Origin of the sequence: Mycobacterium ahvazicum (genome assembly GCF_900176255.2) — a bacterium.
In the GTDB taxonomy this organism is placed as follows: Bacteria; Actinomycetota; Actinomycetes; order Mycobacteriales; family Mycobacteriaceae; genus Mycobacterium; species Mycobacterium ahvazicum.
On record NZ_FXEG02000002.1, the window covers coordinates 1,433,097 to 1,455,015 of the forward strand.

Annotated in this window: 22 protein-coding genes and 1 pseudogene; 16 read left to right on the plus strand and 7 right to left on the minus strand. The window is 67.9% G+C overall.

The window, feature by feature from the left end; translation table 11 throughout:
* The first annotated feature begins 1 nt into the window (after window position 1).
* The 7 genes and pseudogenes from rimP (at window position 2) to MAAFP003_RS09015 (ending at window position 7,964) form a co-directional block, all read left to right on the plus strand.
* Entirely contained in the window at window positions 2-535 is a 534-nt protein-coding gene (rimP, locus tag MAAFP003_RS08985) for a ribosome maturation factor RimP (protein ID WP_096286216.1), read from the plus strand.
* A complete protein-coding gene (gene nusA / locus MAAFP003_RS08990; protein ID WP_096286218.1) occupies window positions 532-1,581 on the plus strand; it encodes a transcription termination factor NusA in 1,050 nt (349 codons plus the stop codon). The genes rimP and nusA overlap by 4 nt, the downstream gene beginning before the upstream one ends.
* Window positions 1,582-1,635: 54 nt before the next feature.
* Window positions 1,636-3,128: pseudogene (locus MAAFP003_RS08995) on the plus strand (HNH endonuclease signature motif containing protein).
* 162 nt (window positions 3,129-3,290) lie between these two features.
* Window positions 3,291-3,596 (plus strand): YlxR family protein, encoded by a 306-nt coding sequence (locus tag MAAFP003_RS09000; RefSeq protein WP_341477084.1) that lies wholly within the window; start codon window positions 3,291-3,293, stop codon window positions 3,594-3,596.
* Between the two features lie 63 nt (window positions 3,597-3,659).
* The gene (gene infB, locus MAAFP003_RS09005) at window positions 3,660-6,491 is read left to right on the plus strand and encodes a translation initiation factor IF-2 (RefSeq protein ID WP_096286220.1); all 2,832 of its coding nucleotides are present in this window, start codon (window positions 3,660-3,662) and stop codon (window positions 6,489-6,491) included.
* Window positions 6,491-6,979: a 30S ribosome-binding factor RbfA gene (gene rbfA, locus MAAFP003_RS09010; protein ID WP_096286222.1), complete on the plus strand. Its 489-nt coding sequence runs from the start codon at window positions 6,491-6,493 to the stop codon at window positions 6,977-6,979. Before infB ends, rbfA begins: the two co-directional genes overlap by 1 nt.
* Window positions 6,954-7,964: a DHH family phosphoesterase gene (locus MAAFP003_RS09015; protein ID WP_096286224.1), complete on the plus strand. Its 1,011-nt coding sequence runs from the start codon at window positions 6,954-6,956 to the stop codon at window positions 7,962-7,964. Before rbfA ends, MAAFP003_RS09015 begins: the two co-directional genes overlap by 26 nt.
* Window positions 7,965-7,970: 6 nt before the next feature.
* Here MAAFP003_RS09015 and MAAFP003_RS09020 read toward each other — a convergent pair whose 3' ends face one another.
* From MAAFP003_RS09020 to MAAFP003_RS09030, 3 genes are read right to left on the minus strand one after another with little or no spacing between them, the layout of a single operon-like run.
* A complete protein-coding gene (locus MAAFP003_RS09020; RefSeq protein ID WP_096290995.1) occupies window positions 7,971-8,552 on the minus strand; it encodes a hypothetical protein in 582 nt (193 codons plus the stop codon).
* Between the two features lie 46 nt (window positions 8,553-8,598).
* On the minus strand, window positions 8,599-8,949 hold the full coding sequence (locus MAAFP003_RS09025; RefSeq protein WP_096286226.1) for a hypothetical protein: 351 nt from the start codon (window positions 8,947-8,949) through the stop codon (window positions 8,599-8,601).
* Between the two features lie 15 nt (window positions 8,950-8,964).
* Window positions 8,965-9,714, minus strand: a complete 750-nt coding sequence (locus tag MAAFP003_RS09030) for an enoyl-CoA hydratase (protein ID WP_096290996.1) — start codon at window positions 9,712-9,714, stop codon at window positions 8,965-8,967.
* 43 nt (window positions 9,715-9,757) lie between these two features.
* On the opposite strand from MAAFP003_RS09030, the gene MAAFP003_RS09035 reads away from it, so the two are divergent.
* Window positions 9,758-10,027 (plus strand): DUF2277 domain-containing protein, encoded by a 270-nt coding sequence (locus MAAFP003_RS09035; RefSeq protein WP_096286228.1) that lies wholly within the window; start codon window positions 9,758-9,760, stop codon window positions 10,025-10,027.
* On the plus strand, window positions 10,024-10,596 hold the full coding sequence (locus tag MAAFP003_RS09040) for a DUF1802 family protein (protein WP_096286230.1): 573 nt from the start codon (window positions 10,024-10,026) through the stop codon (window positions 10,594-10,596). The genes MAAFP003_RS09035 and MAAFP003_RS09040 overlap by 4 nt, the downstream gene beginning before the upstream one ends.
* Here MAAFP003_RS09040 and MAAFP003_RS09045 read toward each other — a convergent pair.
* Window positions 10,555-12,261, minus strand: a complete 1,707-nt coding sequence (locus tag MAAFP003_RS09045; RefSeq protein ID WP_165796335.1) for a CocE/NonD family hydrolase — start codon at window positions 12,259-12,261, stop codon at window positions 10,555-10,557. The two genes, MAAFP003_RS09040 and MAAFP003_RS09045, sit on opposite strands and share 42 nt — an antisense overlap.
* Before the next feature lie 102 nt (window positions 12,262-12,363).
* The gene (locus MAAFP003_RS09050) at window positions 12,364-12,942 is read right to left on the minus strand and encodes a DUF3558 domain-containing protein (protein ID WP_096286234.1); all 579 of its coding nucleotides are present in this window, start codon (window positions 12,940-12,942) and stop codon (window positions 12,364-12,366) included.
* Between the two features lie 171 nt (window positions 12,943-13,113).
* Between MAAFP003_RS09050 and MAAFP003_RS09055 the strand changes: the two genes are divergently transcribed.
* The 3 genes from MAAFP003_RS09055 to truB are packed head-to-tail and all read left to right on the plus strand — an operon-like array spanning window position 13,114 to window position 15,691.
* Window positions 13,114-14,103: a metallophosphoesterase family protein gene (locus MAAFP003_RS09055; protein ID WP_096286236.1), complete on the plus strand. Its 990-nt coding sequence runs from the start codon at window positions 13,114-13,116 to the stop codon at window positions 14,101-14,103.
* On the plus strand, window positions 14,100-14,786 hold the full coding sequence (gene pptT, locus MAAFP003_RS09060) for a 4'-phosphopantetheinyl transferase PptT (protein ID WP_096286238.1): 687 nt from the start codon (window positions 14,100-14,102) through the stop codon (window positions 14,784-14,786). Before MAAFP003_RS09055 ends, pptT begins: the two co-directional genes overlap by 4 nt.
* Complete coding sequence (truB, locus tag MAAFP003_RS09065; RefSeq protein WP_096286240.1) at window positions 14,783-15,691, plus strand: tRNA pseudouridine(55) synthase TruB; 909 nt, start codon at window positions 14,783-14,785, stop codon at window positions 15,689-15,691. Before pptT ends, truB begins: the two co-directional genes overlap by 4 nt.
* Before the next feature lie 157 nt (window positions 15,692-15,848).
* Here truB and MAAFP003_RS09070 read toward each other — a convergent pair whose 3' ends face one another.
* The gene (locus tag MAAFP003_RS09070) at window positions 15,849-16,625 is read right to left on the minus strand and encodes an SHOCT domain-containing protein (protein ID WP_096286242.1); all 777 of its coding nucleotides are present in this window, start codon (window positions 16,623-16,625) and stop codon (window positions 15,849-15,851) included.
* Between the two features lie 66 nt (window positions 16,626-16,691).
* Between MAAFP003_RS09070 and MAAFP003_RS09075 the strand changes: the two genes are divergently transcribed.
* From MAAFP003_RS09075 to MAAFP003_RS09085, 3 genes are all read left to right on the plus strand, one after another.
* On the plus strand, window positions 16,692-17,495 hold the full coding sequence (locus MAAFP003_RS09075; protein WP_096286244.1) for a crotonase/enoyl-CoA hydratase family protein: 804 nt from the start codon (window positions 16,692-16,694) through the stop codon (window positions 17,493-17,495).
* Window positions 17,496-17,557: 62 nt separating this feature from the next.
* On the plus strand, window positions 17,558-18,748 hold the full coding sequence (locus MAAFP003_RS09080) for a lipid-transfer protein (RefSeq protein ID WP_096286246.1): 1,191 nt from the start codon (window positions 17,558-17,560) through the stop codon (window positions 18,746-18,748).
* 2 nt (window positions 18,749-18,750) lie between these two features.
* The gene (locus MAAFP003_RS09085; protein ID WP_096286248.1) at window positions 18,751-20,007 is read left to right on the plus strand and encodes an acyl-CoA dehydrogenase family protein; all 1,257 of its coding nucleotides are present in this window, start codon (window positions 18,751-18,753) and stop codon (window positions 20,005-20,007) included.
* Here MAAFP003_RS09085 and mntR read toward each other — a convergent pair.
* Window positions 20,004-20,696, minus strand: a complete 693-nt coding sequence (mntR, locus tag MAAFP003_RS09090; protein ID WP_096286250.1) for a manganese-binding transcriptional regulator MntR — start codon at window positions 20,694-20,696, stop codon at window positions 20,004-20,006. The two genes, MAAFP003_RS09085 and mntR, sit on opposite strands and share 4 nt — an antisense overlap.
* A gap of 144 nt (window positions 20,697-20,840) precedes the next feature.
* Between mntR and MAAFP003_RS09095 the strand changes: the two genes are divergently transcribed.
* Window positions 20,841-21,812: a bifunctional riboflavin kinase/FAD synthetase gene (locus tag MAAFP003_RS09095; RefSeq protein WP_096290997.1), complete on the plus strand. Its 972-nt coding sequence runs from the start codon at window positions 20,841-20,843 to the stop codon at window positions 21,810-21,812.
* The last annotated feature ends 107 nt before the right edge of the window (window positions 21,813-21,919 follow it).

Below are 21,919 nucleotides of genomic sequence, written 5' to 3' on the forward strand. Positions count from 1 at the left end.
CGTGACCACCGGGCTACCGTCGCAGACGCAGGTGATCGAGCTACTCGGTGGAGAGTTCGCGCGCGCCGGCTATGAGATCGAAGACGTGGTCATCGATGCCCGGGTGCGCCCGCCGCGCATCACGGTGATTGCCGACGGCGACACCCCTCTGGACTTGGACACCGTCACGACCCTGTCGCGGTCGGCATCGGCTTTGCTGGACGGGCTGGGCAGCACCGGCGGCAGCTACGTGCTCGAGGTCTCCTCGCCCGGTGTCGAGCGTCCGCTCACCAACGAGAAACACTTCCGCCGCGCGCGGGGCCGCAAGGTCGAGGTGGCGCTGGCAAACGGATCGCGATTGACCGGCCGGGTGGGACAGACCGGTGCCGACGCGGTGGCACTGGTGATCCGCGACGGCCGCGACTGGGCGGTGCGCGAGATCCCGCTCGCCGAGATCGCGAAAGCGGTTGTCCAGGTTGAGTTTTCGTCGCCATCCCAAGCCGAATTGGATTTGGCGGGTGTGGGTGAGTCTGGCAGGACGGAGGCCGGAGCATGAATATCGACATGGCCGCGTTGCACGCGATCGAGGTGGACCGGGGGATCTCGGTCAACGAGCTGCTCGAGACGATCAAGTCGGCGTTGCTGACCGCCTACCGGCACACCCAGGGCCACCAGAACGACGCGCGGATCGAGATCGACCGCAAGACGGGCGTGGTGAAGGTGATGGCCCGCGAGGTCGACGAGGACGGCAACGTCATCAGCGAATGGGACGACACCCCCGAAGGGTTCGGGCGCATCGCGGCGACCACCGCGCGCCAGGTGATGCTGCAGCGCTTCCGCGACGCCGAGAACGAGCGCACCTACGGCGAGTTCTCCACCCGCGAGGGCGAAATCGTCGCCGGCGTTATTCAGCGTGACAGCCGCGCGAACGCCCGCGGTCTGGTCGTGGTGCGGATGGGCAGCGAAACCAAGGCCTCCGAGGGCGTCATCCCGGCGGCCGAACAGGTCCCCGGTGAGAGCTACGAGCACGGCAACCGGGTGCGTTGCTATGTGGTCGGCGTGACGCGGGGTTCGCGTGAGCCGGTGATCACGTTGTCGCGCACCCACCCCAATCTGGTGCGCAAGTTGTTCTCGCTCGAGGTTCCCGAGATCGCCGACGGCTCGGTGGAGATCGTGGCCGTGGCGCGCGAGGCGGGCCACCGCTCCAAGATCGCGGTCGTGTCCCGGGTGCCCGGCCTGAACGCCAAGGGCGCCTGCATCGGTCCGATGGGGCAGCGGGTTCGCAACGTGATGAGCGAGCTGTCCGGCGAGAAGATCGACATCATCGACTACGACGAGGACCCGGCCCGGTTCGTCGCCAACGCGCTGTCGCCGGCGAAGGTGGTGTCGGTGTCGGTGATCGACCAGACCGCCCGTGCCGCCCGCGTCGTGGTGCCCGACTTCCAGTTGTCCCTGGCAATTGGCAAGGAAGGGCAGAACGCGCGGCTGGCCGCCCGGCTCACCGGGTGGCGCATCGACATCCGCGGCGATTCGCCCGCGGCCGGGCAGCCGGAGGGCCAGCCGGAACACGGCGCCAGCACCCCGATGGCTCACGATCACTAGTTCACGTTTCACCGACGACCGATCGTGTCGGACCCCCGTGACATAATCGAATGTATGTTCGAAACACCGTCAGCGGCGCGCTTCGACGACTGGGCTGCTCAGGCCCGGGCACAACTCGAGGCATTGACGGGTACGCCGGAGTCGCCAGAATGGACGGGCCGCATCTGCGCCGCTGCACGGCTGGCGAACCAGGCCGTCGCCGCGCAGTTGGTGGCGATCGGGGAGTTGTTTGCCTACCGGTATTCGCGCTGTGCGCAGGCCCAGGAGTGGGTGGTCGACGCGGTGGACGCAGTGGCCGCGGAGGTTGCCGCGGCGTTGAGGATCAGTCAGCCTCGGGCGCGGGGCCGCGTCGAGGACGCCCGTGCACTGCGCGAACGCCTGCCGAAGGTGGGGCAGGTGTTCGCGCTCGGCGACATCGACGTCGAGGCCTTCCGCACCATCGTGTCCCGCACCGATCTGATCCAGGACCCCGACATCCTGGCCGTCGTGGATGGGCGGATCGCCGCGAATGTGACGCGCTGGCCGTCGATGACGCGGGGACGGCTAGCGGCCAAGGTCGACGCGATCGTGGCGAGGGTCGATATCGACGCGGTGCGCCGGCGCAAAGAGATGCGCAGCGATCGTGAGGTGTGGATCGGCGGGGACATCGACGGCATCGCCCAGATCCAGGGCACCCTGTTGTCCCCGGATGCTCACGCCCTGGACGCCCGGCTGACCGCGCTGGCGGGCACCGTGTGCCGGCACGATCCGCGCACCACCACTCAGCGCCGGGCCGACGCGCTGGGTGCACTGGCTGCCGGCGCCGACCGCCTCGGGTGTCGTTGCCGGCGGGCGGATTGCGCCGCGGGGGCCCGCCAACCCGCCTCGCCGGGGACCATCCATGTGATCGCCGAACAGGGCGCCGTCGACGGCACCGGCACCGCGCCCGCGTCTGAACTCGACGCCGACGGGTTGATCGATCCCGAGCTGCTCATCGAACTCGCCCAAACCGCCAAGCTGGTACCGCTGCTACATCCCGGAGATGCCCCGCCGGAACCCGGCTATGTGCCGTCCGCGGCGCTGGCCGCATTCGTGCGGGCCCGCGACCTGACGTGTCGCTGGCCGGGCTGCGATCACCCCGCGATGCGCTGCGATCTCGACCACACCGTCCCCTTCGCCGACGGCGGTAAGACGCATGCCGCCAATCTGAAGTGCTACTGCCGGACCCATCACCTGGTGAAAACGTTCTGGGCTGGACCGACCAACAGTTACCCGACGGCACGCTGATCCTGACGTCACCGTCCGGGCAGACCTACGTCACCACCCCCGGCAGCGCCCTGTTGTTCCCCAGCGTGTGCCGCGCCGTGGGCGGCATCGCTGCGTCCGAGGCCGACCTCGCGCCCGCCGACCCCTGTTCGGGGCGTACCGCGATGATGCCCCGACGTCGCCGCACCCGTGCCGACGAACGCGCCCTGCGCATCGGTGCCGAACGCCGACAACACCACCAGGCCCGCATGAAAGCCCGTGCCGCCCCTCGCCCCGACCCCGGCGAACCGCCGCCCTTCTAGTTCAACGCCGATCAAACTCGGCAGTTGCGTGGGCGATCGGGCGCGCAGGTTACGGTGCGGTTGCGGGTGGTTCTGACCATCGCTTCCGTGACGCTAGACTGAGCCGTGATCCAGCGCGAGCCTTCGGCCTCGGCGCGCACACACACGGGCGGACCCGTGCGAATGTGTGTCGGGTGCCGGAAGCGAGAGTTGGCCGTCCAATTGCTCCGAGTGGTGGCGGTGTCCAACGGGAACGGCGAATACGCCGTAATCGTTGACACGGCGACTCGCCTGCCGGGACGGGGTGCGTGGCTGCATCCCGCACCGCGGTGCGCAGACGAAGCGATCCGGCGGCGGGCTTTCACCAAGGCGCTGCGCATCGAACGTCCACCGGACACATCCGCGTTGGTCGAGTACTTAGAGGTGCTCGACTCACCCGGCAACAGAACAGGTAGCGAAGAACATGAGCACACCGTGAAGTCCCGATGACCATGCGTCATAGCTAAACCCGAGGCGCGGCCCGCTGCTGTCGCCTCATAGACAGGAGATGTAGTGGCAGGTAAGGCCCGCGTACACGAGTTGGCCAAGGAACTCGGTGTCACCAGCAAGCAAGTTCTCGCCCGGCTGAATGAACAGGGCGAATTCGTCAAATCCGCGTCGTCGACCGTAGAAGCGCCGGTTGCTCGTCGGCTGCGGGAGTCGTTCGGCGGCGGCAAGCCCGCGTCGGCCGGCGCCAAGAGCGCCCCGAAGAGCCCGGACCGCTCGCTGGACAAGGCACTGGACAGGGCGATTCAGAAGCCCTCCGGCAACGGTGAGGCGGCCGCCGCTCCGGCGAAGCCCGCTGACCCACCGGCTGCCCCTGCGGCCAAGCCCGCCCCGGCGGCTCCGCCCGCTGCGCGCGCCGATGCCGCCCCGGCGCCGACGCCCGCGCCCCGACGGCCCGCGCCGTCACCCGCGCGTCCCTCGGCACCGTCCCCCGGGCAGCCGAAACCGCCGTCGCCCGGTGGCCAGGCGCCCAGCCAGCAGCCGCCGTCGCCCGGTGCGACCCCCGGCCCGCGGCCCGGCCCGATCCCGAAGCCGGCGGCCCGTACCCCGCGTGTCGGCAACAACCCGTTCTCGTCGGCGCAGCCCGTCGACCGGCCCATTCCGCGTCCGCAGGCGCCGCGCCCGGGCGCACCCCGTCCCGGCGCACCCCGCCCCGGCGGCGGCGCTTCGCCCGGGAGCATGCCGCCGCGTCCCGGCGGTAGCAGCGGCGGCGGCTTCCAGCGATCGGGGCGTCCCGGTGGTGGCGGTGGTCCGCGTCCCGGCGGTGGCGGCGGCCGTCCCGGTGGTCCCGGCGGTGGCGGCGGTGGTAATTACCGCGGCGGCGGAGGCGGCGTCGGTGCCGCGCCCGGTGGCGGCGGCGGTTTCCAGGGCCGTCCCGGCGGCGGCGGTCCCGGTGGTGGCCGTCCCGGCCAGCGCGGCGGCGCGGCCGGTGCGTTCGGCCGTCCGGGTGGTGCGCCGCGGCGCGGTCGCAAGTCGAAGCGGGCGAAACGCGCCGAGTACGAGAACATGCAGGCCCCGGTCGTCGGTGGGGTGCGGTTGCCGCACGGCAACGGCGAGACCATCCGGCTGGCCCGTGGCGCGTCGCTCTCCGACTTCGCCGACAAGATCAACGCCAACCCGGCCTCGCTGGTGCAGGCGCTGTTCAACCTCGGCGAGATGGTGACCGCGACCCAGTCGGTCGGTGACGAGACGCTCGAGCTGCTGGGCAGCGAGATGAACTACGTCGTCCAGGTCGTCAGCCCGGAGGACGAAGACCGTGAGCTGCTGGAGTCGTTCGACCTCACCTACGGCGAGGACGAGGGCGGCGAGGACGATCTGCAGACCCGTCCGCCGGTGGTGACCGTCATGGGTCACGTCGACCACGGTAAAACCCGACTGCTGGACACCATTCGAAACGCCAGCGTCCGCGAGGGCGAGGCCGGTGGCATCACCCAGCACATCGGTGCCTACCAGGTCGGGGTCGACTTCGAGGGCACCGAGCGGCTGATCACCTTCATCGACACCCCGGGTCACGAGGCGTTCACCGCCATGCGTGCCCGTGGTGCCAAGGCCACCGACATCGCGATCCTGGTGGTTGCCGCCGACGACGGAGTGATGCCGCAGACGGTGGAGGCGATCAACCACGCGCAGGCGGCCGACGTGCCGATCGTGGTGGCGGTCAACAAGATTGACAAGGAAGGCGCCGACCCGGCCAAGATCCGCGGTCAGCTCACCGAATATGGTTTGGTGGCAGAGGATTTCGGTGGCGACACGATGTTCGTCGACATCTCGGCCAAGCAGGGCACCAACATCGAGGCGCTGGAAGAGGCGGTGCTGCTGACCGCCGATGCGGCCCTGGACCTGCGCGCCAACCCCGACATGGAAGCCCAGGGTGTGGCGATCGAGGCGCACCTGGACCGCGGTCGCGGACCGGTGGCCACCGTGCTGATCCAGCGCGGCACGCTGCGGGTCGGTGACTCGATCGTCGCCGGCGACGCCTACGGCCGGGTTCGTCGGATGGTCGACGAGCACGGCGAGGACGTCCACGAGGCGCTGCCGTCGCGGCCGGTGCAGGTCATCGGTTTCACGTCGGTGCCCGGCGCGGGGGACAACCTGCTGGTCGTCGACGAGGACCGCATCGCCCGCCAGATCGCCGACCGGCGCAGCGCCCGCAAGCGCAACGCCCTGGCGGCACGTTCGCGCAAGCGGATCAGCCTGGAGGACCTGGACTCGGCGCTGAAGGAAACCAGCCAGCTGAACCTGATCCTCAAGGGCGACAACGCCGGTACCGTCGAGGCGCTCGAAGAGGCCCTGATGGGAATCGAGATCGACGACGAGGTGGAGTTGCGCGTCATCGACCGCGGCGTCGGTGGCATCACCGAGACCAACGTCAACCTGGCGTCGGCCTCGGACGCGGTGATCATCGGCTTCAATGTGCGTGCCGAGGGCAAGGCGACCGAGCTGGCCAACCGTGAGGGCGTGGACATCCGCTACTACTCGGTGATCTACCAGGCCATCGATGAGATCGAGAAGGCCCTGCGCGGCATGCTCAAGCCGATCTACGAGGAGAACCAGCTGGGCCGCGCCGAGATCCGCGCGATCTTCCGGTCCTCCAAGGTCGGTGTCATCGCCGGCTGCCTGATCACCTCCGGCGTCGTGCGGCGCAACGCCAAGGCCCGGTTGTTGCGCGACAACATCGTGGTCGCCGACAACTTGACGATCTCCTCGCTGCGCCGCGAGAAGGACGACGTCACCGAGGTTCGCGACGGCTTCGAATGCGGTATGACGCTGACCTATTCCGACATCAAGGAAGGCGACATCATCGAGTCCTTCGAGCTCGTCGAGAAAGAGCGCGCCTGATGGCAGACCCTGCACGGGCGCGCCGGCTGGCCAAGAGGATCAACACCATCGTCGCCTCGGCGATCGAATCCGAGATCAAGGATCCGCGACTGGACGGGGTGACCGTCGTTGACACGAAGGTCACCGCCGACCTGCACGACGCGACGGTGTTCTACACCGTGATGGGACCGACGCTGGACGACGAGCCCGACTACGAGGGCGCGGCTGCCGCGCTGGACCGGGCCAAGGGCACGTTGCGCACCATGGTCGGTGCGGGCACCGGTGTGCGGTTCACTCCCACGCTGACGTTCACCCGGGACACGACGACGGACACCGTGGCGCGAATGGACGAGCTGCTTGCGCGTGCCCGTGCGGCCGACGCCGACGTGGCGCGGGTTCGGGTGGGGGCCAAACCGGCGGGGGAGGCCGATCCCTACCGCGAGATCGGGGCGGCGACGGGAGCAGCGGACGCTGAGGACCGCGGTGACGACTATCGACCCGAAGACTGAGCTGGCGCGCCCCCCGGGCGCGGGGGCGCGCCTGGACGCGGTCGGTGCCGCCGAGTTGCTTTCGGCCGCAACGACAATCGGGGTGATCTGCCACGTCCATCCCGACGCCGACACCATCGGCGCGGGCTTGGCGCTCGCCACGGTGCTCGACCGGGCCGGCAAAGACGTCGAGGTCAGCTTCGCCGCGCCGGCCACGCTGCCGGAGTCGCTGCGTTCGCTGCCCGGGTGCCAGCTGCTGGTGAGCCCCGACGCGATGCGCCGAGACGTCGATTTGGTTGTGACGGTGGATGTTCCGAGCCGCAAGAGGCTGGGCGCGCTCGGCGACGCGTTCGGCCGCGACCAGCCGCTGCTGGTGATCGATCACCACGCCTCCAACGAAATGTTCGGTACCGCGAATTACGTTGACCCGTCCGCGGATTCGACGACGCTGTTGGTGGCCGAACTGCTCGACGCCTGGGACAAGCCGATCGACCGCGACGTCGCGCACTGCATCTACGCCGGGCTGACCACCGACACCGGCTCGTTCCGCTGGGCCAGTGCCCGCGCGTTCCGGCTGGCCGCCCGGCTGGTCGAGCTCGGTGTGGACAACGCCGAGATCAGCCGCACCCTGATGGACACGCACCCGTTCGTGTGGCTGCCGCTGCTGTCGCGGGTGCTCGGCTCGGCGCAACTGGTGCCGGACGCGGTGCAGGGGCGTGGGCTGGTGTATGCGGTCGTCGGCAACGAGGACTGGACCACCTCACGTCCGGAGGAAGTCGAGAGCATCGTCGACATCGTGCGCACCACGCAGCAGGCCGAGGTCGCCGCGGTGTTCAAAGAGGTTGACCCGCAACAGTGGTCGGTGTCGATGCGGGCCAAGGCCGACGTCGACCTGGCCGCGGTGGCATCGGTGTTCGGTGGCGGCGGCCACCGGTTGGCCGCCGGATATTCGACCACCGGGTCGATCGCCGAAGTGGTGGCCTCGCTGCGCACGGCGCTTGACTAGGCCGGTCTAGAACGCCCAGCTTCCGACCGACTGCAGCACGAACCCGTGATCCCCGTTGGTGGTGTCCAGACAGGCGATGACGTTGTCGGCACTCACCGCGCAGGTGACGTTGAGATAGGACAATTTCTGCCCCGCGGCCAGCGGCTTACCGGCAAAGGGCAAGGCGGCCGGGCCGCCGCCGCATCCGCCGTAAGTCATCCGGCTCAACTCGTAGCCGGGTCCCTTGAAATTCACCGCCCCCTCCACACAGTCACCCGGCCTCGGATGGCCGCCGCCGGGAAACGTGATGTCGTCTATTCCGGGCACTTCGCCATTGCACCGAATATCTTGTGACTGCTGCGGCGCGGGCGCCGGTCCGCCATAAAAGTCGCACACCACCGAATTCGGCGTCGAGAAACTGATTCGCGGCGCGTTGCCCGGCAGCGCCGTCGAAACATAACCGTCCGCCGGCACCGGGGTGAATCCGTCCAGATTGGGAAAACGAGGTGGCGGCTGTGCGGTCGCGTGCTGCCCGGATGCGATCAGCGATGCGATGACCAGCGTCAGGACGCAAAGAGCCCGCATTGTGAGGTCGACGACATTGCGCATCTTGGGATCGTATTGGCAATTGACACCCGTGGCGATCACCGGTCATTTATCTCGCCGTGGGTAAGGCATTCACCCACAGCCCCATGTTGATCAGAAAGCACACCATGACAATGGTCAGCCCGAATGCGGGCCACTTCCACATCCAGGTTCCGCGCAAACCGGAAACGAGTGTTCCGCAGGCCGCCACCAGCAGCGCGACACCCACCCCGGCCACCATGATCAGCGCCCCGGTCCAGGTGCTGGGGACGACGTGGGACAGCTCGGCGCTATCGCAGCGACCGCCGCAATCGGCCATCGTCGACCCCAGCAGCCCCGGGACAACCACTATCGAACTGCTCGCCGCCAGCTGTCCGGCAAACAGCAGGACGGTCGCGACGATGTCGGCGGTCGAGCGCACGGCTGAGCGGCGCCGCTAGCGCACCTGCGCCCGCCCGCGTTGCAGCACGGCTTCGCGATTGGCGGCGATGTCGTCGCCGGTGGTCCGAAACGCCCTGGCCGCCGTGGCCTCCAGCCACAGGCCCTCGCTGGTCTGCGATTCGTCGATGCGGTGGTAGGAGGCCAGCAATGCGCGTACCGCGTCCTGGTTGTTGCCGACGATCGAGGCGGCGACCTGACGCGCGGTGGCCAGCAGCTGGTCGTGCGCCACCACCTCGGTGGCCAGCCCGGCCCGCAGCGCGTCGGCGGCCGACAGGTAGTCGCCGGTCATGCTCATCCGCCGGGCCAGATTCACCCCCACCTTCTGGGGCAGTCGCACGGACAGTCCCCAGGTGGGCAGCAGGCCCACCCGGGCGTGGGTGTCGGCGAAGCGGGCCTGCTCGGAGGCGATCACGATGTCGCAGTACAGGACCAGCTCCAGCCCGCCGGTCACCGCGGCGCCGTTGATCGCGCCGATCACCGGCTTGGTCATCGATGGCCACCGCGGCGAGATGTCGGGTAGCGCCGTCGAATCGCCCAGTTCCTTGAGATCCAGCCCGGCGCAGAACACCGGATCGGTCCCGGTGAGGATGACGACGTCGACGTCGTCATCGGCTTCGGCGTCGGTCAGCGCCCCGAAGAACCGATCCCGCAGCGCCGAGGACAGCGCATTGCGGGATTGCGGCCGATTCAGCGTCAGGGTGCGCACCCGCTCGTCGGTGGAGATCAGCAGGATGTCGTCGGTCATGGCTTCACCGTAGAGGGTCACTCGCTGCGCCTATCGTTGAGACATGTGCCGGAACATCACCGAACTGCGCGGTTTGCAGCCGTCGGCCACGGCTGAGGAGATCGCCGCGGCGGCGCGCCAGTATGTGCGCAAGGTCAGCGGCATCACCCGCCCGTCGGCGGCCAACGTCGAGGCTTTCGAGGCCGCGGTCGCCGAGGTCACGCAGACGACGACGCGCTTGCTGGAGTCGCTGCCGCCGCGGCGCCAACCGCCCAAGACGGTGCCCCCGTTGCGCCGACCCGAGGTCGTCGCCCGTCTCGCCGCAACGAAATGACGCTCACCGCAACGGCGACCGCGCTCAAGGAGTGGAGCGCGGCCGTGCACGCATTGCTGCTCGGCCGCCAGTATGTGCTGTTGCGCAAGGGTGGCATCGCAGAGAAGCGGTTCGAAGTCGCGTCCGGTGAGTTCTTGCTGTTCCCGACGGTTGCGCACAGCCACGCCGAGCGGGTCCGGCCCGAGCACCGCGACCTGCTGGCCGCCGCGGCCGACGACAGCACCGAGGATCATCTGGTGATCCGTGCGGCGGCGAAAGTAGTTGCGGCACTTCAGGTTAACCGGCCAGAGCGGCTGCCGGAGATCGAGGATATGCACATTTGGACCGCCGAGTCGGTGCGCGCCGACCGGCTTGATTTCCGGCCCAAGCACAAACTCGCCGCGCTGGTGGTGTCGGTGAGCCCGCTCGTCGAGCCGATACGCCTGCCCCGCACTCCCGAGTACGGCGGCTGCATCAGCTGGGTGCAGCTGCCCGTGCGGGGCAGCGCTGCCGCGCCGATGCACGACCCCGTTCACGACGAAACGGTGCTAAGCGCCGTCGCCGCCCGGGTTCGCGACGCCATTGGCTGACAGGTCGAGCGGGCCGATCGGAAGCAGCAGCCGGGAGCGCCCATAAGCGATGCTGCGGGTAGCCGGTTTCAGATGCCGCGCCGTCAGCGTCGGCTCGCCCGTGCCCGGGTTGCGCGCGTAGCGCGGCGACCAGCTGCCGGTGATGAGCAGCCGGATCCGTGAGCCGGCGCGGAAGCGGTGCGCGATCGGGTCGAGTTCGATCGTGACGGTCTTCGTCGCCGCGGACAGCCGGCGGTAGCCGTCGCTGACGTTGCGCGACCGGCCCTTGGCGTCTACTTCGCTGACCCGGACGAACAGGTCGGCGTTCGGATTGTTCGAGCGGTGCGCCAGCTCGACGACCGGGTTTCCGTATACGCACAGATCGCGCAGCAGGGTCGCGCTGTTGAAGGTCAGCACGTCGTCGCGCAACGCGAGGCTACTGTCGTCGCGGTAGCCGCCGATCGGGGACAGCAGCCCTCCACCGATGGTCGGCGTCGGGTTGGCGGGGTCGTAGCGGAAGGTCGCCGGCGGCAGCTTCGGCAGGTCGGTGGGCGACGTCTCGTCCAGGTAGCGGCCGGGCCGCAGGTATAGCGCGCGCTGCGACGTGGCGGGCGGCCAGTCCGGCAGGTTGCGCCAGCCCTGGCCGGTGACACAGACGCGAACCCTGCCGGGGCGGCCGAGCGACGCGGTGCCCGCCAGATGGGTGTCCAGCCAGTCCAGCGTCTCGCGCAGACTGGTGCGCAGCCCCTTGGTGAGCAGCTCGGTGTGTGTCCAGGGGCCGATCGTCATCGCGACATCGACGCCGCGGCGGCGCAGGTGGCCGTATTGCTGCACCGTTTGCCGCACGAAGACGTCCTGCCAGCCGCCGAGCAACAGCACTGGCACCTGCACGCGATCCAGGGACGAGCCGAACCGCAGTCGTTGCCAGAACGGGTGATCCGGGTCGGCGTTTTCCACCCATGACTCGAACCACGGCGCCCCGGCTCCCAGCATCCGGCGGGCCGACGTGCCGAACGGCGCCCCGGCGACCGCCTTCGCGATCCGTCGCGGCGCTCGCATTTGCCGGATGCCCGACAGGAGGCGAATCGGGTCTTCCTGGTGGGCGACGAGATCGCTCCAGCCCAGAAAGTCACTGACCGCGAACGACCCGGTGCCATACACGGAGTCCGCGAAATCGTGCGGGCCAGCGGTGATCACCGCCGCGACCAGCTGGGGCGGCGGCTCCTGCAATATCGCCCATTGGGTGAAGCCCAGATAGGACGGTCCCATCGTGGCGAAGCTGCCGGTGAACCAGGGCTGCTCGACCAACCAGGCGACCGTGTCGGCGCCGTCGGTGGCCTCGTTGACCATCGGCTCGAATGCGCCGGCGGAACCGAACGTCCCGCGCACACTTTGCAGCACGACGTGGTAGCCCCGCGCGGCGTACGGCCGGGCGAACAACAGAGAGAACGGAAATCCGCGCCCGTAGGGCCCGCGCACCAGCACGGTGCCGACCGGGCTGGACGTGTCCGGTGCGTAGTGATCGGCGACCAGCCGCACTCCGTCGCGCATCGGGACTTCGACTCGGTTCACGCGGTAACCGGTGGTGGCCGGCCGCAGACCCAGCAGCCGGCCCGCGGCGTTGACGCCGGCCTCGGTCAGGCCGTGCAGCGCCGGTTCGGCGGGTCGCGTCGATGTCATGCTCACGCTCATCAGGTTAAGGCCGACCGGCGGTGGTTATTGACGCCGACGCGAATTCATTTCGGCCACAAAACATCGTGCTCAGCGGCGCGGATCGGCACGGCGCGGCTAGAACTTGTAGTACGGCGTCAGGTCGTTGGCCCGCGCCAGGTTGGTCGACGGGCAGTCGACCTCGGGGTTGGAGTAGACCGTCGAGTAGAACAGCGCCTGCTGCAGCACGCCGTAGCTGGTCTTGAACGCCACCATGCAGGAGAAGAACCAGTAGCTGTTGTGGTAGGTCGGCTTCAGCACCCAGTACGTCGCGGCGCGGTGTCCCTGGATCGTGGTCTCGAGGGCGTCGGGGGGCAGGGACTGCTCATAGGTGCGCCAGATGATGGGCTCGACGGCGAGCTGATAGTTGCCGGCATCGAACTGGCAGCGCAGGCCGTCCTGGGGCTCGGGCGGGGTGAACGCCAGCCCGAGCCGCTGCAGCGCGTCGAACGGGATGTCCCGGCAGGGATCGAACGGGCTCGGGTCGGTGGTGGCGATGATCGGGCTCTTCATCGTGGTTCCCAACGGCAGCGCCGTCGACCGCAGATCGACGGCGTTGCCGCCGCCGGTTGGTGCGGGCGGCGCGCTGTGCCAGCCCAGCACGACCGCTGTCATCACCGCACCGAGCGCCCCGATCAGGCGCACCTTGGTAAACATGACACCCCCTAGCCCTCGGCCGTCCCTTTTGCGGGGAGTTTACAAGTCACGTGCGCGAGGTCACAGCCAAACCTGAACTTGTTCTAATTGGCAGGTGGCAAAGGCGGCGGACTTGGGTCCAAAGCCGCAGCGGGAAAGGGTCGCCGCACCGGGTCGTTAGGCTGGTTAGTCGTGGTAGGGAATGAATCGGGGCAGGACTCGGCCAATGGGGGACAGCCGACCCCCCAACCGACACTGTGGGCGGTCTCCGACCTGCACACCGGCCACATGGGCAATAAGCCGGTCACCGAGTCGCTGCATCCGTCGTCGCCGGATGACTGGCTGATCGTCGCAGGTGACGTGGCCGAGCGCACCGACGAGATCCGATGGGCCCTTGACCTGCTGCGACGCCGGTTCGCCAAAGTGATCTGGGTGCCCGGCAACCACGAGCTGTGGACCACCAATCGCGACCCCAACCAGGTCTTCGGCAAGGCTCGCTACGACTACCTGGTCAACATGTGCGACGAGATGGGCGTGATCACGCCGGAACATCCCTACCCGGTGTGGACCGAGCGCGGCGGCCCGGCGACGATCGTGCCGATGTTCTTGCTCTACGACTACACCTTCTTGCCAGAGGGGGCGCTGAGCAAAGCCCAGGGGTTGGAAATCGCGCGGGAGAACAATGTGGTGGCCACCGATGAATTCCTGCTCTCCTCGGAGCCATACCCCACCCGCGACGCCTGGTGTCGTGAGCGGGTGGACATCACCCGGGCCCGCCTGGAGCAACTCGACTGGATGACACCGACCGTTCTGGTGAACCACTTCCCGTTGGTGCGCGACCCCTGCGACGCGTTGTTCTATCCGGAGTTCTCGCTGTGGTGCGGGACCACCAAGACCGCCGACTGGCACACCCGTTACAACGCCGTCTGCTCGGTCTACGGGCACCTGCACATCCCCCGGACCACGTGGTACGACGACGTGCGCTTCGAGGAGGTCTCGGTGGGCTACCCGCGAGAGTGGCGGCGCCGCAAGCCGTACAGCTGGCTGCGCCAGATCCTTCCCGATCCGAAATACGCGCCCGGCTACCTCAACGACTTCGGCGGTCACTTCGTGATCACCCCCGAGATGAAGGCGCAGTCCGAACAGTTCCGGGAAAAGTTGCGGCAGCGACAGTCACGATGAGCGCAGAAACGTTGGTGTCGTCGGTGTTGCCGGCGACCGTCGAGATCGCGGATGCGATGGCGTACTCGGAGGTGTACTCCGACCCGCCTGGCCTGACCCCGCTGCCCGAGGAGGAGCCGCTGATCGCCAAGTCGGTGGCCAAGCGGCGCAACGAGTTCGTCACCGTTCGGTACTGCGCGCGGATTGCGCTGGGCGAGCTGGGCCTGCCGCCGGTGCCGATCCTCAAGGGCGACAAGGGCGAACCCTGCTGGCCCGAGGGCGTGGTCGGCAGCCTCACGCACTGCGCGGGGTATCGCGGTGCGGTGGTGGGGCGCAGTGCCGCGGTGCGTTCGGTGGGTATCGACGCCGAGCCGCACGACGTGTTGCCGGGCGGCGTGCTGGACGCGATCAGCCTGGCCGACGAGCGCACCGAAATTCCGCAGGCGATGCCGGATGGTCTGCATTGGGATCGAATCCTGTTCTGCGCCAAGGAAGCAACGTACAAAGCGTGGTTCCCGCTGACCAAGCGATGGCTGGGTTTCGAAGACGCCCACATCAGCTTCGAGGCCGACGGTCCGGCATCCGGTACGTTCGTCTCCCGGATCCTGATCGATCCCGAGGCGCTGTCGGGTCCGCCGCTGACGGCGCTGCGGGGCCGCTGGTCGGTCGAGCGAGAACTCGTGCTGACCGCGATCGTGTTATGAGCGTAAGCCCCACCGGTCCGGGATTGGTCGTCGTCGACAAGCCCGCCGGAATGACCAGTCACGACGTGGTGGGGCGCTGCCGGCGAATGTTTTCCACCCGGCGGGTGGGCCACGCGGGGACGCTGGACCCGATGGCCACCGGTGTGCTGGTAATCGGAGTCGACCGCGCCACCAAGATCCTCGGCCTGCTCACGGCATCGGAGAAGTCGTATGCCGCAACCATCCGCCTCGGTCAGACCACCACCACCGAGGACGCCGAAGGTGAACTGCTGCAAACCATTTCGGCCGCACATGTGACGGACCAGGCCATCGCCGAAGCGATCGCCGGGCTGCGTGGCGACATCGAGCAGGTGCCGTCGGCGGTCAGCGCGATCAAGGTCGACGGCAAGCGCGCATACCAACGGGTCCGCGAGGGCGAGACCGTCGAGCTCAAGGCGCGCCCGGTGCGCATCGACCGGTTCGAGGTGTCGGCGACGCGGCACTGCGGCGACGTGATCGATCTCGACGTCGACGTCGACTGCTCGTCGGGGACCTACGTCCGCGCGCTGGCGCGCGACGTCGGCGCCGCGCTCGGGGTGGGTGGGCACCTGACGGCGTTGCGGCGCAGCCGGGTCGGGCGCTTCGAGCTTGACCAGGCCCTTACCCTCGACGAACTCGCGCAGCGGCCGCGGCTGAGCTGGACGTTGGACGAGGCGTGCCTGCTGGTGTTCCCGCGCCGCGTCTTGACGCCCGAGGAGGTCGAGGCGACCAGGCACGGCCGGCCGTTGTCGCCGACCGGAATCGACGGCGTCTATGCCGCCAGCGACGACGATGGCCGGGTGATCGCGCTGCTGCGCGACGAGGGTTCGCGAACCAAGTCGGTGGTGGTGTTGCGCCCGGCGACGATGCAGAACGGCACGTTCTGAGGAGGAGTCGGGCAATCAGGCGGCGCCCGGCGACGATGCAGAACGGCACGTTCTGAGGAGGAGTCGGGCGATCAGGCGGCGCCCGGCGACGATGCAGAACGGCACGTTCTGAGGAGGAGTCGGGCAATCAGGCGGCGCCCGGCGACGCTGTGGCTCCTCAGAGCCGGCCGAGCAGTTCGGCCTTCTTCGTGGCGAATTCCTCGTCGGAGAGGATGCCGCGTTCGTGTAATCCGGCCAGCGATTCGATGGCGGCAATGATGGCCGCGGCGTCTGTGGGCGCGGCTGCTGCGGCGTCCGGGGGCCCGCCTGCTGCGGCGCTCGGCGCGGCTGCCGCGGGCGCTGGTGTCTCCGGCGTGGGTGTTTCGGCGGGTTGCGCACCGAGCTCGCGCAAACTGAGGACGCCGAACGTGCCGAGCTGGCTGGTGAAGCCGACCGAGCTGATCCCGCCGCCCTGCTGCTGTTGCACGCCACCGATGTGGTGCTCGCCGGTATCGAAAACCCTTGTCACGCCGCCGATCTCGATCACCAACCGCCGAGAGGACGGGAAGAACGCGTAGCGCACGTCGTTCTGCGCGCCCACCGCACTCGGGACGCCGAGATCGGCCGGCCACCAGTTGTTCGCCGAGAATCCGATCTGGGACTGCGTAGTCGACGCCGGAAAGACCGTAGTGGTCGCGAGCAGCTGGACCAACTCGTTACACAGCGCGTCGACGCGTGCCTTGAGCGCGTTGTCGAACATGTCGCCGACCATCGTCATCCCACCCCGCATCCATTGCCCGCTGCCGCCGAGTTCGGGGATGTTGAACTGGGCCATGGTGCCGTTGCCGGCGCGCAGGGCGAACAACATGCTCAGCACCGCGTCGCGGGAAAGTCCGTGACGCGCGGCGATCTCGCCAACGGCTTTGGTGGCTTCGGGGGTGACCGTTGCGTTCATGCTCCGAGCCTACGCAAACCCGGGGGAACGAGCAGGGGACGACGACGTCGCGGTAAGTTCCGACACGTGAGCGAAGACAGGGTCCGGGTTTCCGTCGGGGCGGGTGGCGTAGCCACCGTGACGATGGTGCGCAGCGACAAACACAATGCACTTGACCAAGCCATGTTCGAAGGCTTGATGGGTGCCGCAGATCAACTGGCACAAGATAGTTCGGTTCGTGCGGTCGTTCTGCACGGCGAGGGGAAGAGCTTCTGCTCCGGCCTGGACATCGCGAGTTTCATGTCCGGACAGGGTGGCACCGGCGTGCTGCTGGAACGCGACGGCGACCGGCTGGCCAACTTCGCGCAGCGCGTGGCCTACGACTGGTCGCTGGTGCCGGCGCCGGTCATCGCCGCGATTCACGGGAACTGCTTCGGCGGCGGTCTGCAGATCGCGCTGGGCGCCGACATCCGGATCGCCACGCCGGACGCGAAGCTGTCCGTGATGGAGGTCAAGTGGGGGCTGGTTCCCGATATGGGCATCACGCAGTCACTGCCGCGATTGGTCCGTATCGATGTGGCGAAGGAGCTGACGTTCACCGGCCGCGTGCTGCCCGGCAGCGAGGCTTTGGCGCTCGGACTGGTCACCCGGACCAGTGATGATCCGTTGGCTTCCGCGCTGGCGCTGGCCGATGAGATCGTGCGGAAATCCCCGGACGCCGTGCGGGCCGCCAAGCGTCTCTACGACGAAACATGGGTCAGCAACGACGCCGCCGGCGCGCTCAAACTCGAATCCGAGCTGCAGATCGGCCTGATCGGCAAACCCAATCAGCTTGCCGCGGTGGTGGCCGGAATGTCGGGGGAGGACCCAGTCTTCGTCGACCCCGCTTGACCCGCTGGCTAAGCTCCGGACTAGACGGGTGTCAACTCGCCCACATCTCCGGAAGGCTCGCTATGTCCAACAAGGTTTACGTCATCGGCGTCGGCATGACGAAGTTCGAGAAGCCGGGCCGCCGCGAGGGCTGGGACTACCCGGACATGGCGCGCGAATCGGGCACCAACGCCCTGGCCGACGCGGGCATCGACTACAGCGACGTTGAGCAGGGCTACGTCGGCTACGTTTACGGCGAGTCGACCTCCGGGCAGCGCGCCCTCTACGAATTGGGCCTGACCGGAATTCCGATCGTCAACGTCAACAACAACTGTTCGACCGGCTCGACGGCCCTGTTCCTGGCCGCGCAGGCGATTCGCGGGGGGTTGGCCGACTGCACGATCGCGCTGGGGTTCGAGAAAATGAAGCCCGGATCGCTGGCGACGACCTATGAGGACCGCACCAATCCGATGGACAAGCACGTCAAGGCGATGGCCGAGATCAGCGAGTTCGCCTTCCCGGCGGCGCCGTGGATGTTCGGCGCGGCGGGCCGTGAGCACATGAAGCAGTACGGCAGCACCGCCGAGCACTTCGCCAAGATCGGCTACAAGAACCACAAGCACTCGGTGAACAACCCGTTCGCGCAGTTCCAGGACGAGTACACCCTCGACGACATCCTGGCCGCCAAGACGATCTACGACCCGCTGACCAAGCTGCAGTGCTCGCCGACCTCGGACGGCTCTGGCGCGGCGATCCTGGCCTCGGAGGGCTTCGTCGACCGGCACGGGCTGGCCAGCCAGGCGGTCGAGATCGTCGGGCAGGCCATGACCACCGACTTCAAGTCCACCTTCGACGGCAGCGCCAAGGGCCTGATCGGCTACGACATGAATGTGCAAGCGGCACAACGGGTTTACGACCAATCGGGTCTCGGCCCGGAGGACTTCCAGGTGATCGAGCTGCACGACTGCTTCTCGGCCAACGAGCTGCTGCTCTACGAAGCCCTGGGGCTGTGCGGGCCGGGCGAGGCGCCGAAGCTGATCGACAACGGCGACACCACCTATGGCGGACGCTGGGTGGTCAACCCGTCCGGTGGCCTGATCTCCAAGGGTCACCCGCTCGGCGCGACCGGGCTGGCGCAGTGCGCCGAGCTGACCTGGCAGCTGCGGGGCCGCGCCGACAAGCGTCAGGTCGACAACGTCAGTGCCGCACTGCAACACAACATCGGCCTGGGTGGCGCCGCCGTCGTCACCGCATACCAGCGGGCCGAGCGCTGAGCATGATCGAATGGTCCGAGACCGATCTGATGATGCGCGATGCCGTTCGTCAGTTCGTGGACAAGGAGATCCGCCCGCATATCGACGAACTGGAAACCGGTGCGCTGTCGCCGTATCCGATCGCGCGCAAGTTCTTCAGCCAGTTCGGCCTGGACGCGATGGCCGCCGAGTCGGTCAAGAAGATGCTGGACCGCGAGCGCGCCAAGACCAACGGTGAACCCAAAACTGAAAAGCGGGACGGCGCAGACGATTCCGGTGGCCTGGGGGGCCAGCAGTCGATGGTCGCGGTGCTGGTGTCCGAAATCGCGCGGGTCAGCATCGGGTTGCTGAGTACCGCGTCGGTCAGCCTCGGTCTGGGCGCGGCGACGATCATGAGCCGCGGCACGCTGGCCCAGAAAGAGCGCTGGCTGCCGGAGCTGATGACGCTGGAAAAGATTGCGGCGTGGGCGATTACCGAGCCGGACTCCGGATCGGATGCGTTCGGCGGCATGAAGACCTACGTCAAGCGTGACGGGCAGGACTACATCCTCAACGGACAGAAGACATTCATCACCAACGGGCCGTACGCCGACGTGCTGGTGGTGTACGCGAAGCTCGACGAAGGCGACGCGGCACCGGACAAGCAAGACAAGCGCAACCGCCCGGTGCTGGTGTTCGTGCTCGACGCGGGGATGGAAGGCCTGACGCAGGGCAAGCCGTTCAAGAAGATGGGCATGATGTCCTCGCCGACCGGGGAGCTGTTCTTCGACAACGTGCGGCTGACCCCGGACCGGCTGCTCGGCGAGAGCGAACAGCAGAGTGACGGCCGCGAAAGCGCGCGCGACAATTTCGCCGCCGAGCGGATCGGGATCGCGATGATGGCGCTGGGCATCATCGACGAATGCCACCGGCTCTGTGTGGATTACGCGAAGAGCCGCACGCTGTGGGGCCGCAACATCGGGCAGTTCCAGCTGATCCAGCTCAAACTCGCGAAAATGGAAATCGCCCGGATGAACGTGCAGAACATGGTGTTCATGACGATCGAGCGTCAACAGGCCGGTAAACCGCTGACGCTGGCCGAGGCGTCGGCGGTCAAGCTGTACTCCTCGGAGACGGCTACCGAGGTGGCGATGGAGGCCGTGCAGTTGTTCGGCGGCAACGGCTACATGGCCGAATACCGGGTCGAGCAGCTGGCCCGCGACGCCAAGTCGCTGATGATCTACGCCGGCAGCAACGAGGTCCAGGTCACCCACATCGCCAAGGGCCTGCTAGCCGGTTAGGGCACGACCCAGATCGCCCGGGCGGCGGGACTGCCCAGATCAACAGTGATCTCGGCGCCGTCGGCGGCTTCGATCGCGACCGAGATCATGCCGGCGAATTCGCGGCGGGTCACCACCCGCACCTGCGAGTCGAGGTTGATCCCGACGCTGTCGAAATACCGCAGCATCTCCGGGTCCTTGTCGGAGATGCGGGCCACCGTGATGGTTTCGTCCTCGCCGCACGCCCACAGCTGGCGCACCGGCCGGGTGGGCACCTGGCCGTCGGAAGCCGGGATCGGGTCGCCGTGCGGGTCGCGGCGCGGGAAGCCCAGTTTGGCGTCGATGCGGTCCACCAGCCGGTTCGATACCGCGTGCTCGAGCACCTCGGCCTCGTCGTGCACCTCGTCCCAGCCGTAGCCGAGCTCGTTGACCAGGAACGTCTCCAGCAGCCGGTGTCGCCGCACCACTTCGAGCGCCGCGCGCCGGCCCGCTTCGGTCAGGGTCACGGCGCCGTATTTCGCGTGGTCGACCAGGCCCTGCTCGGCGAGCTTGCGGATCGATTCCGAGGCCGTGCTGGCCGAGACGCCGATGCGGTCGGCCAGCATCTTGGTGCTGACCTTTTCCACCGACCACTCCTGGGCATTCCAAATGACCTTGAGATAGTCCTGGCCGACCGCGGTGAGACCGCCGGCCTCTTCGTCAGCCCTCACAAACAAAAAGTTTAGGCAATCTGGGTCTGGTCTGGCGTGGTGACCGGCCCGGCCGGTGTCGCCGTGCCGAAAACACCGGCCCCGGTACTGCGGAATCCGGATCCTACGGCGCGTCGGGTCGCAGCGCACCGTAGGCTTGCGATCGTGCAGCGGTGGCGCGGCCAAGACGAGATTCCCACTGACTGGGGCCGATGCGTGCTCACGATCGGGGTGTTCGACGGTGTGCACCGCGGTCATGCGGAGTTGATCGCGCACGCGGTGAAAGCCGGACGGGCACGCAATGTGCCGGCCGTGCTGATGACGTTCGATCCGCATCCGATGGAAGTGGTCTATCCGGGCAGTCACCCGGCGCAGCTGACCACTCTGACCCGCCGCGCCGAGCTCGTCGAGGAGCTGGGTGTCGACGTCTTCCTCGTGATGCCGTTCACCACGGATTTCATGAAGCTCACGCCGGAGCGCTACGTGCACGAGTTGCTCGTGGAGAACCTGCATGTCGTCGAGGTTGTGGTGGGGGAGAACTTCACCTTCGGCAAGAAGGCGCTCGGCACGGTCGACACCCTGCGCAAGGCCGGTGACCGGTTCGGATTCGCGGTCGAGTCGATGTCGCTGCTGTCCGAGCATCACAGCAACGAGAACGTGACGTTCTCGTCGACCTACATCCGCTCCTGCGTGGACGCCGGCGACATGGTGGCGGCCACCGAGGCGCTGGGCCGCCCGCACCGCGTCGAAGGCGTCGTTGTACGCGGTTACGGGCGGGGCGCCGAGCTGGGCTTTCCCACCGCCAACGTCGCCCCGCCGATGTACTCGGCGATCCCGGCCGACGGCGTGTACGCGGCCTGGTTCACCGTGCTGGGGCATGGACCGGTGACCGGCACCGTCGTCCCGGGGGAGCGCTACCGGGCCGCGGTCTCGGTGGGCACCAACCCGACGTTCTCCGGGCGTACCCGAACCGTCGAGGCCTTCGTTCTCGATACGACGGCTGACCTGTACGGACAGCACGTCGCGCTGGACTTCGTCGCGCGCATCCGCGGCCAGCACAAGTTCAATTCGGTAAAAGAACTGGTGGACGAGATCGGCGTCGACACCGACCGGACCCGCACTCTGCTCGGCGACTGATCACGCATCTCCTTCGGCTCCGACTCTGTTTTTGAGCTCACTTAATTAAGTGACCGCTTGGGATTCTCAAGATGTTCACGATGGTTCACTAAGTGATCACTTTTGAT

Bases quoted from the DNA above. Each gene is read 5' to 3' on its own strand.
- nusA (WP_096286218.1), top strand. From the start codon at position 532: ATGAATATCGACATGGCCGCGTTGCACGCGATCGAGGTGGACCGGGGG.
- MAAFP003_RS09000 (WP_341477084.1), top strand. From the start codon at position 3,291: ATGTGTGTCGGGTGCCGGAAGCGAGAGTTGGCCGTCCAATTGCTCCGA.
- rbfA (WP_096286222.1), top strand. From the start codon at position 6,491: ATGGCAGACCCTGCACGGGCGCGCCGGCTGGCCAAGAGGATCAACACC.
- MAAFP003_RS09020 (WP_096290995.1), bottom strand. From the start codon at position 8,552: ATGCGCAATGTCGTCGACCTCACAATGCGGGCTCTTTGCGTCCTGACG.
- MAAFP003_RS09030 (WP_096290996.1), bottom strand. From the start codon at position 9,714: ATGACCGACGACATCCTGCTGATCTCCACCGACGAGCGGGTGCGCACC.
- MAAFP003_RS09035 (WP_096286228.1), top strand. From the start codon at position 9,758: ATGTGCCGGAACATCACCGAACTGCGCGGTTTGCAGCCGTCGGCCACG.
- MAAFP003_RS09040 (WP_096286230.1), top strand. From the start codon at position 10,024: ATGACGCTCACCGCAACGGCGACCGCGCTCAAGGAGTGGAGCGCGGCC.
- MAAFP003_RS09050 (WP_096286234.1), bottom strand. From the start codon at position 12,942: ATGTTTACCAAGGTGCGCCTGATCGGGGCGCTCGGTGCGGTGATGACA.
- pptT (WP_096286238.1), top strand. From the start codon at position 14,100: ATGAGCGCAGAAACGTTGGTGTCGTCGGTGTTGCCGGCGACCGTCGAG.
- truB (WP_096286240.1), top strand. From the start codon at position 14,783: ATGAGCGTAAGCCCCACCGGTCCGGGATTGGTCGTCGTCGACAAGCCC.
- MAAFP003_RS09070 (WP_096286242.1), bottom strand. From the start codon at position 16,625: ATGAACGCAACGGTCACCCCCGAAGCCACCAAAGCCGTTGGCGAGATC.
- MAAFP003_RS09080 (WP_096286246.1), top strand. From the start codon at position 17,558: ATGTCCAACAAGGTTTACGTCATCGGCGTCGGCATGACGAAGTTCGAG.
- MAAFP003_RS09085 (WP_096286248.1), top strand. From the start codon at position 18,751: ATGATCGAATGGTCCGAGACCGATCTGATGATGCGCGATGCCGTTCGT.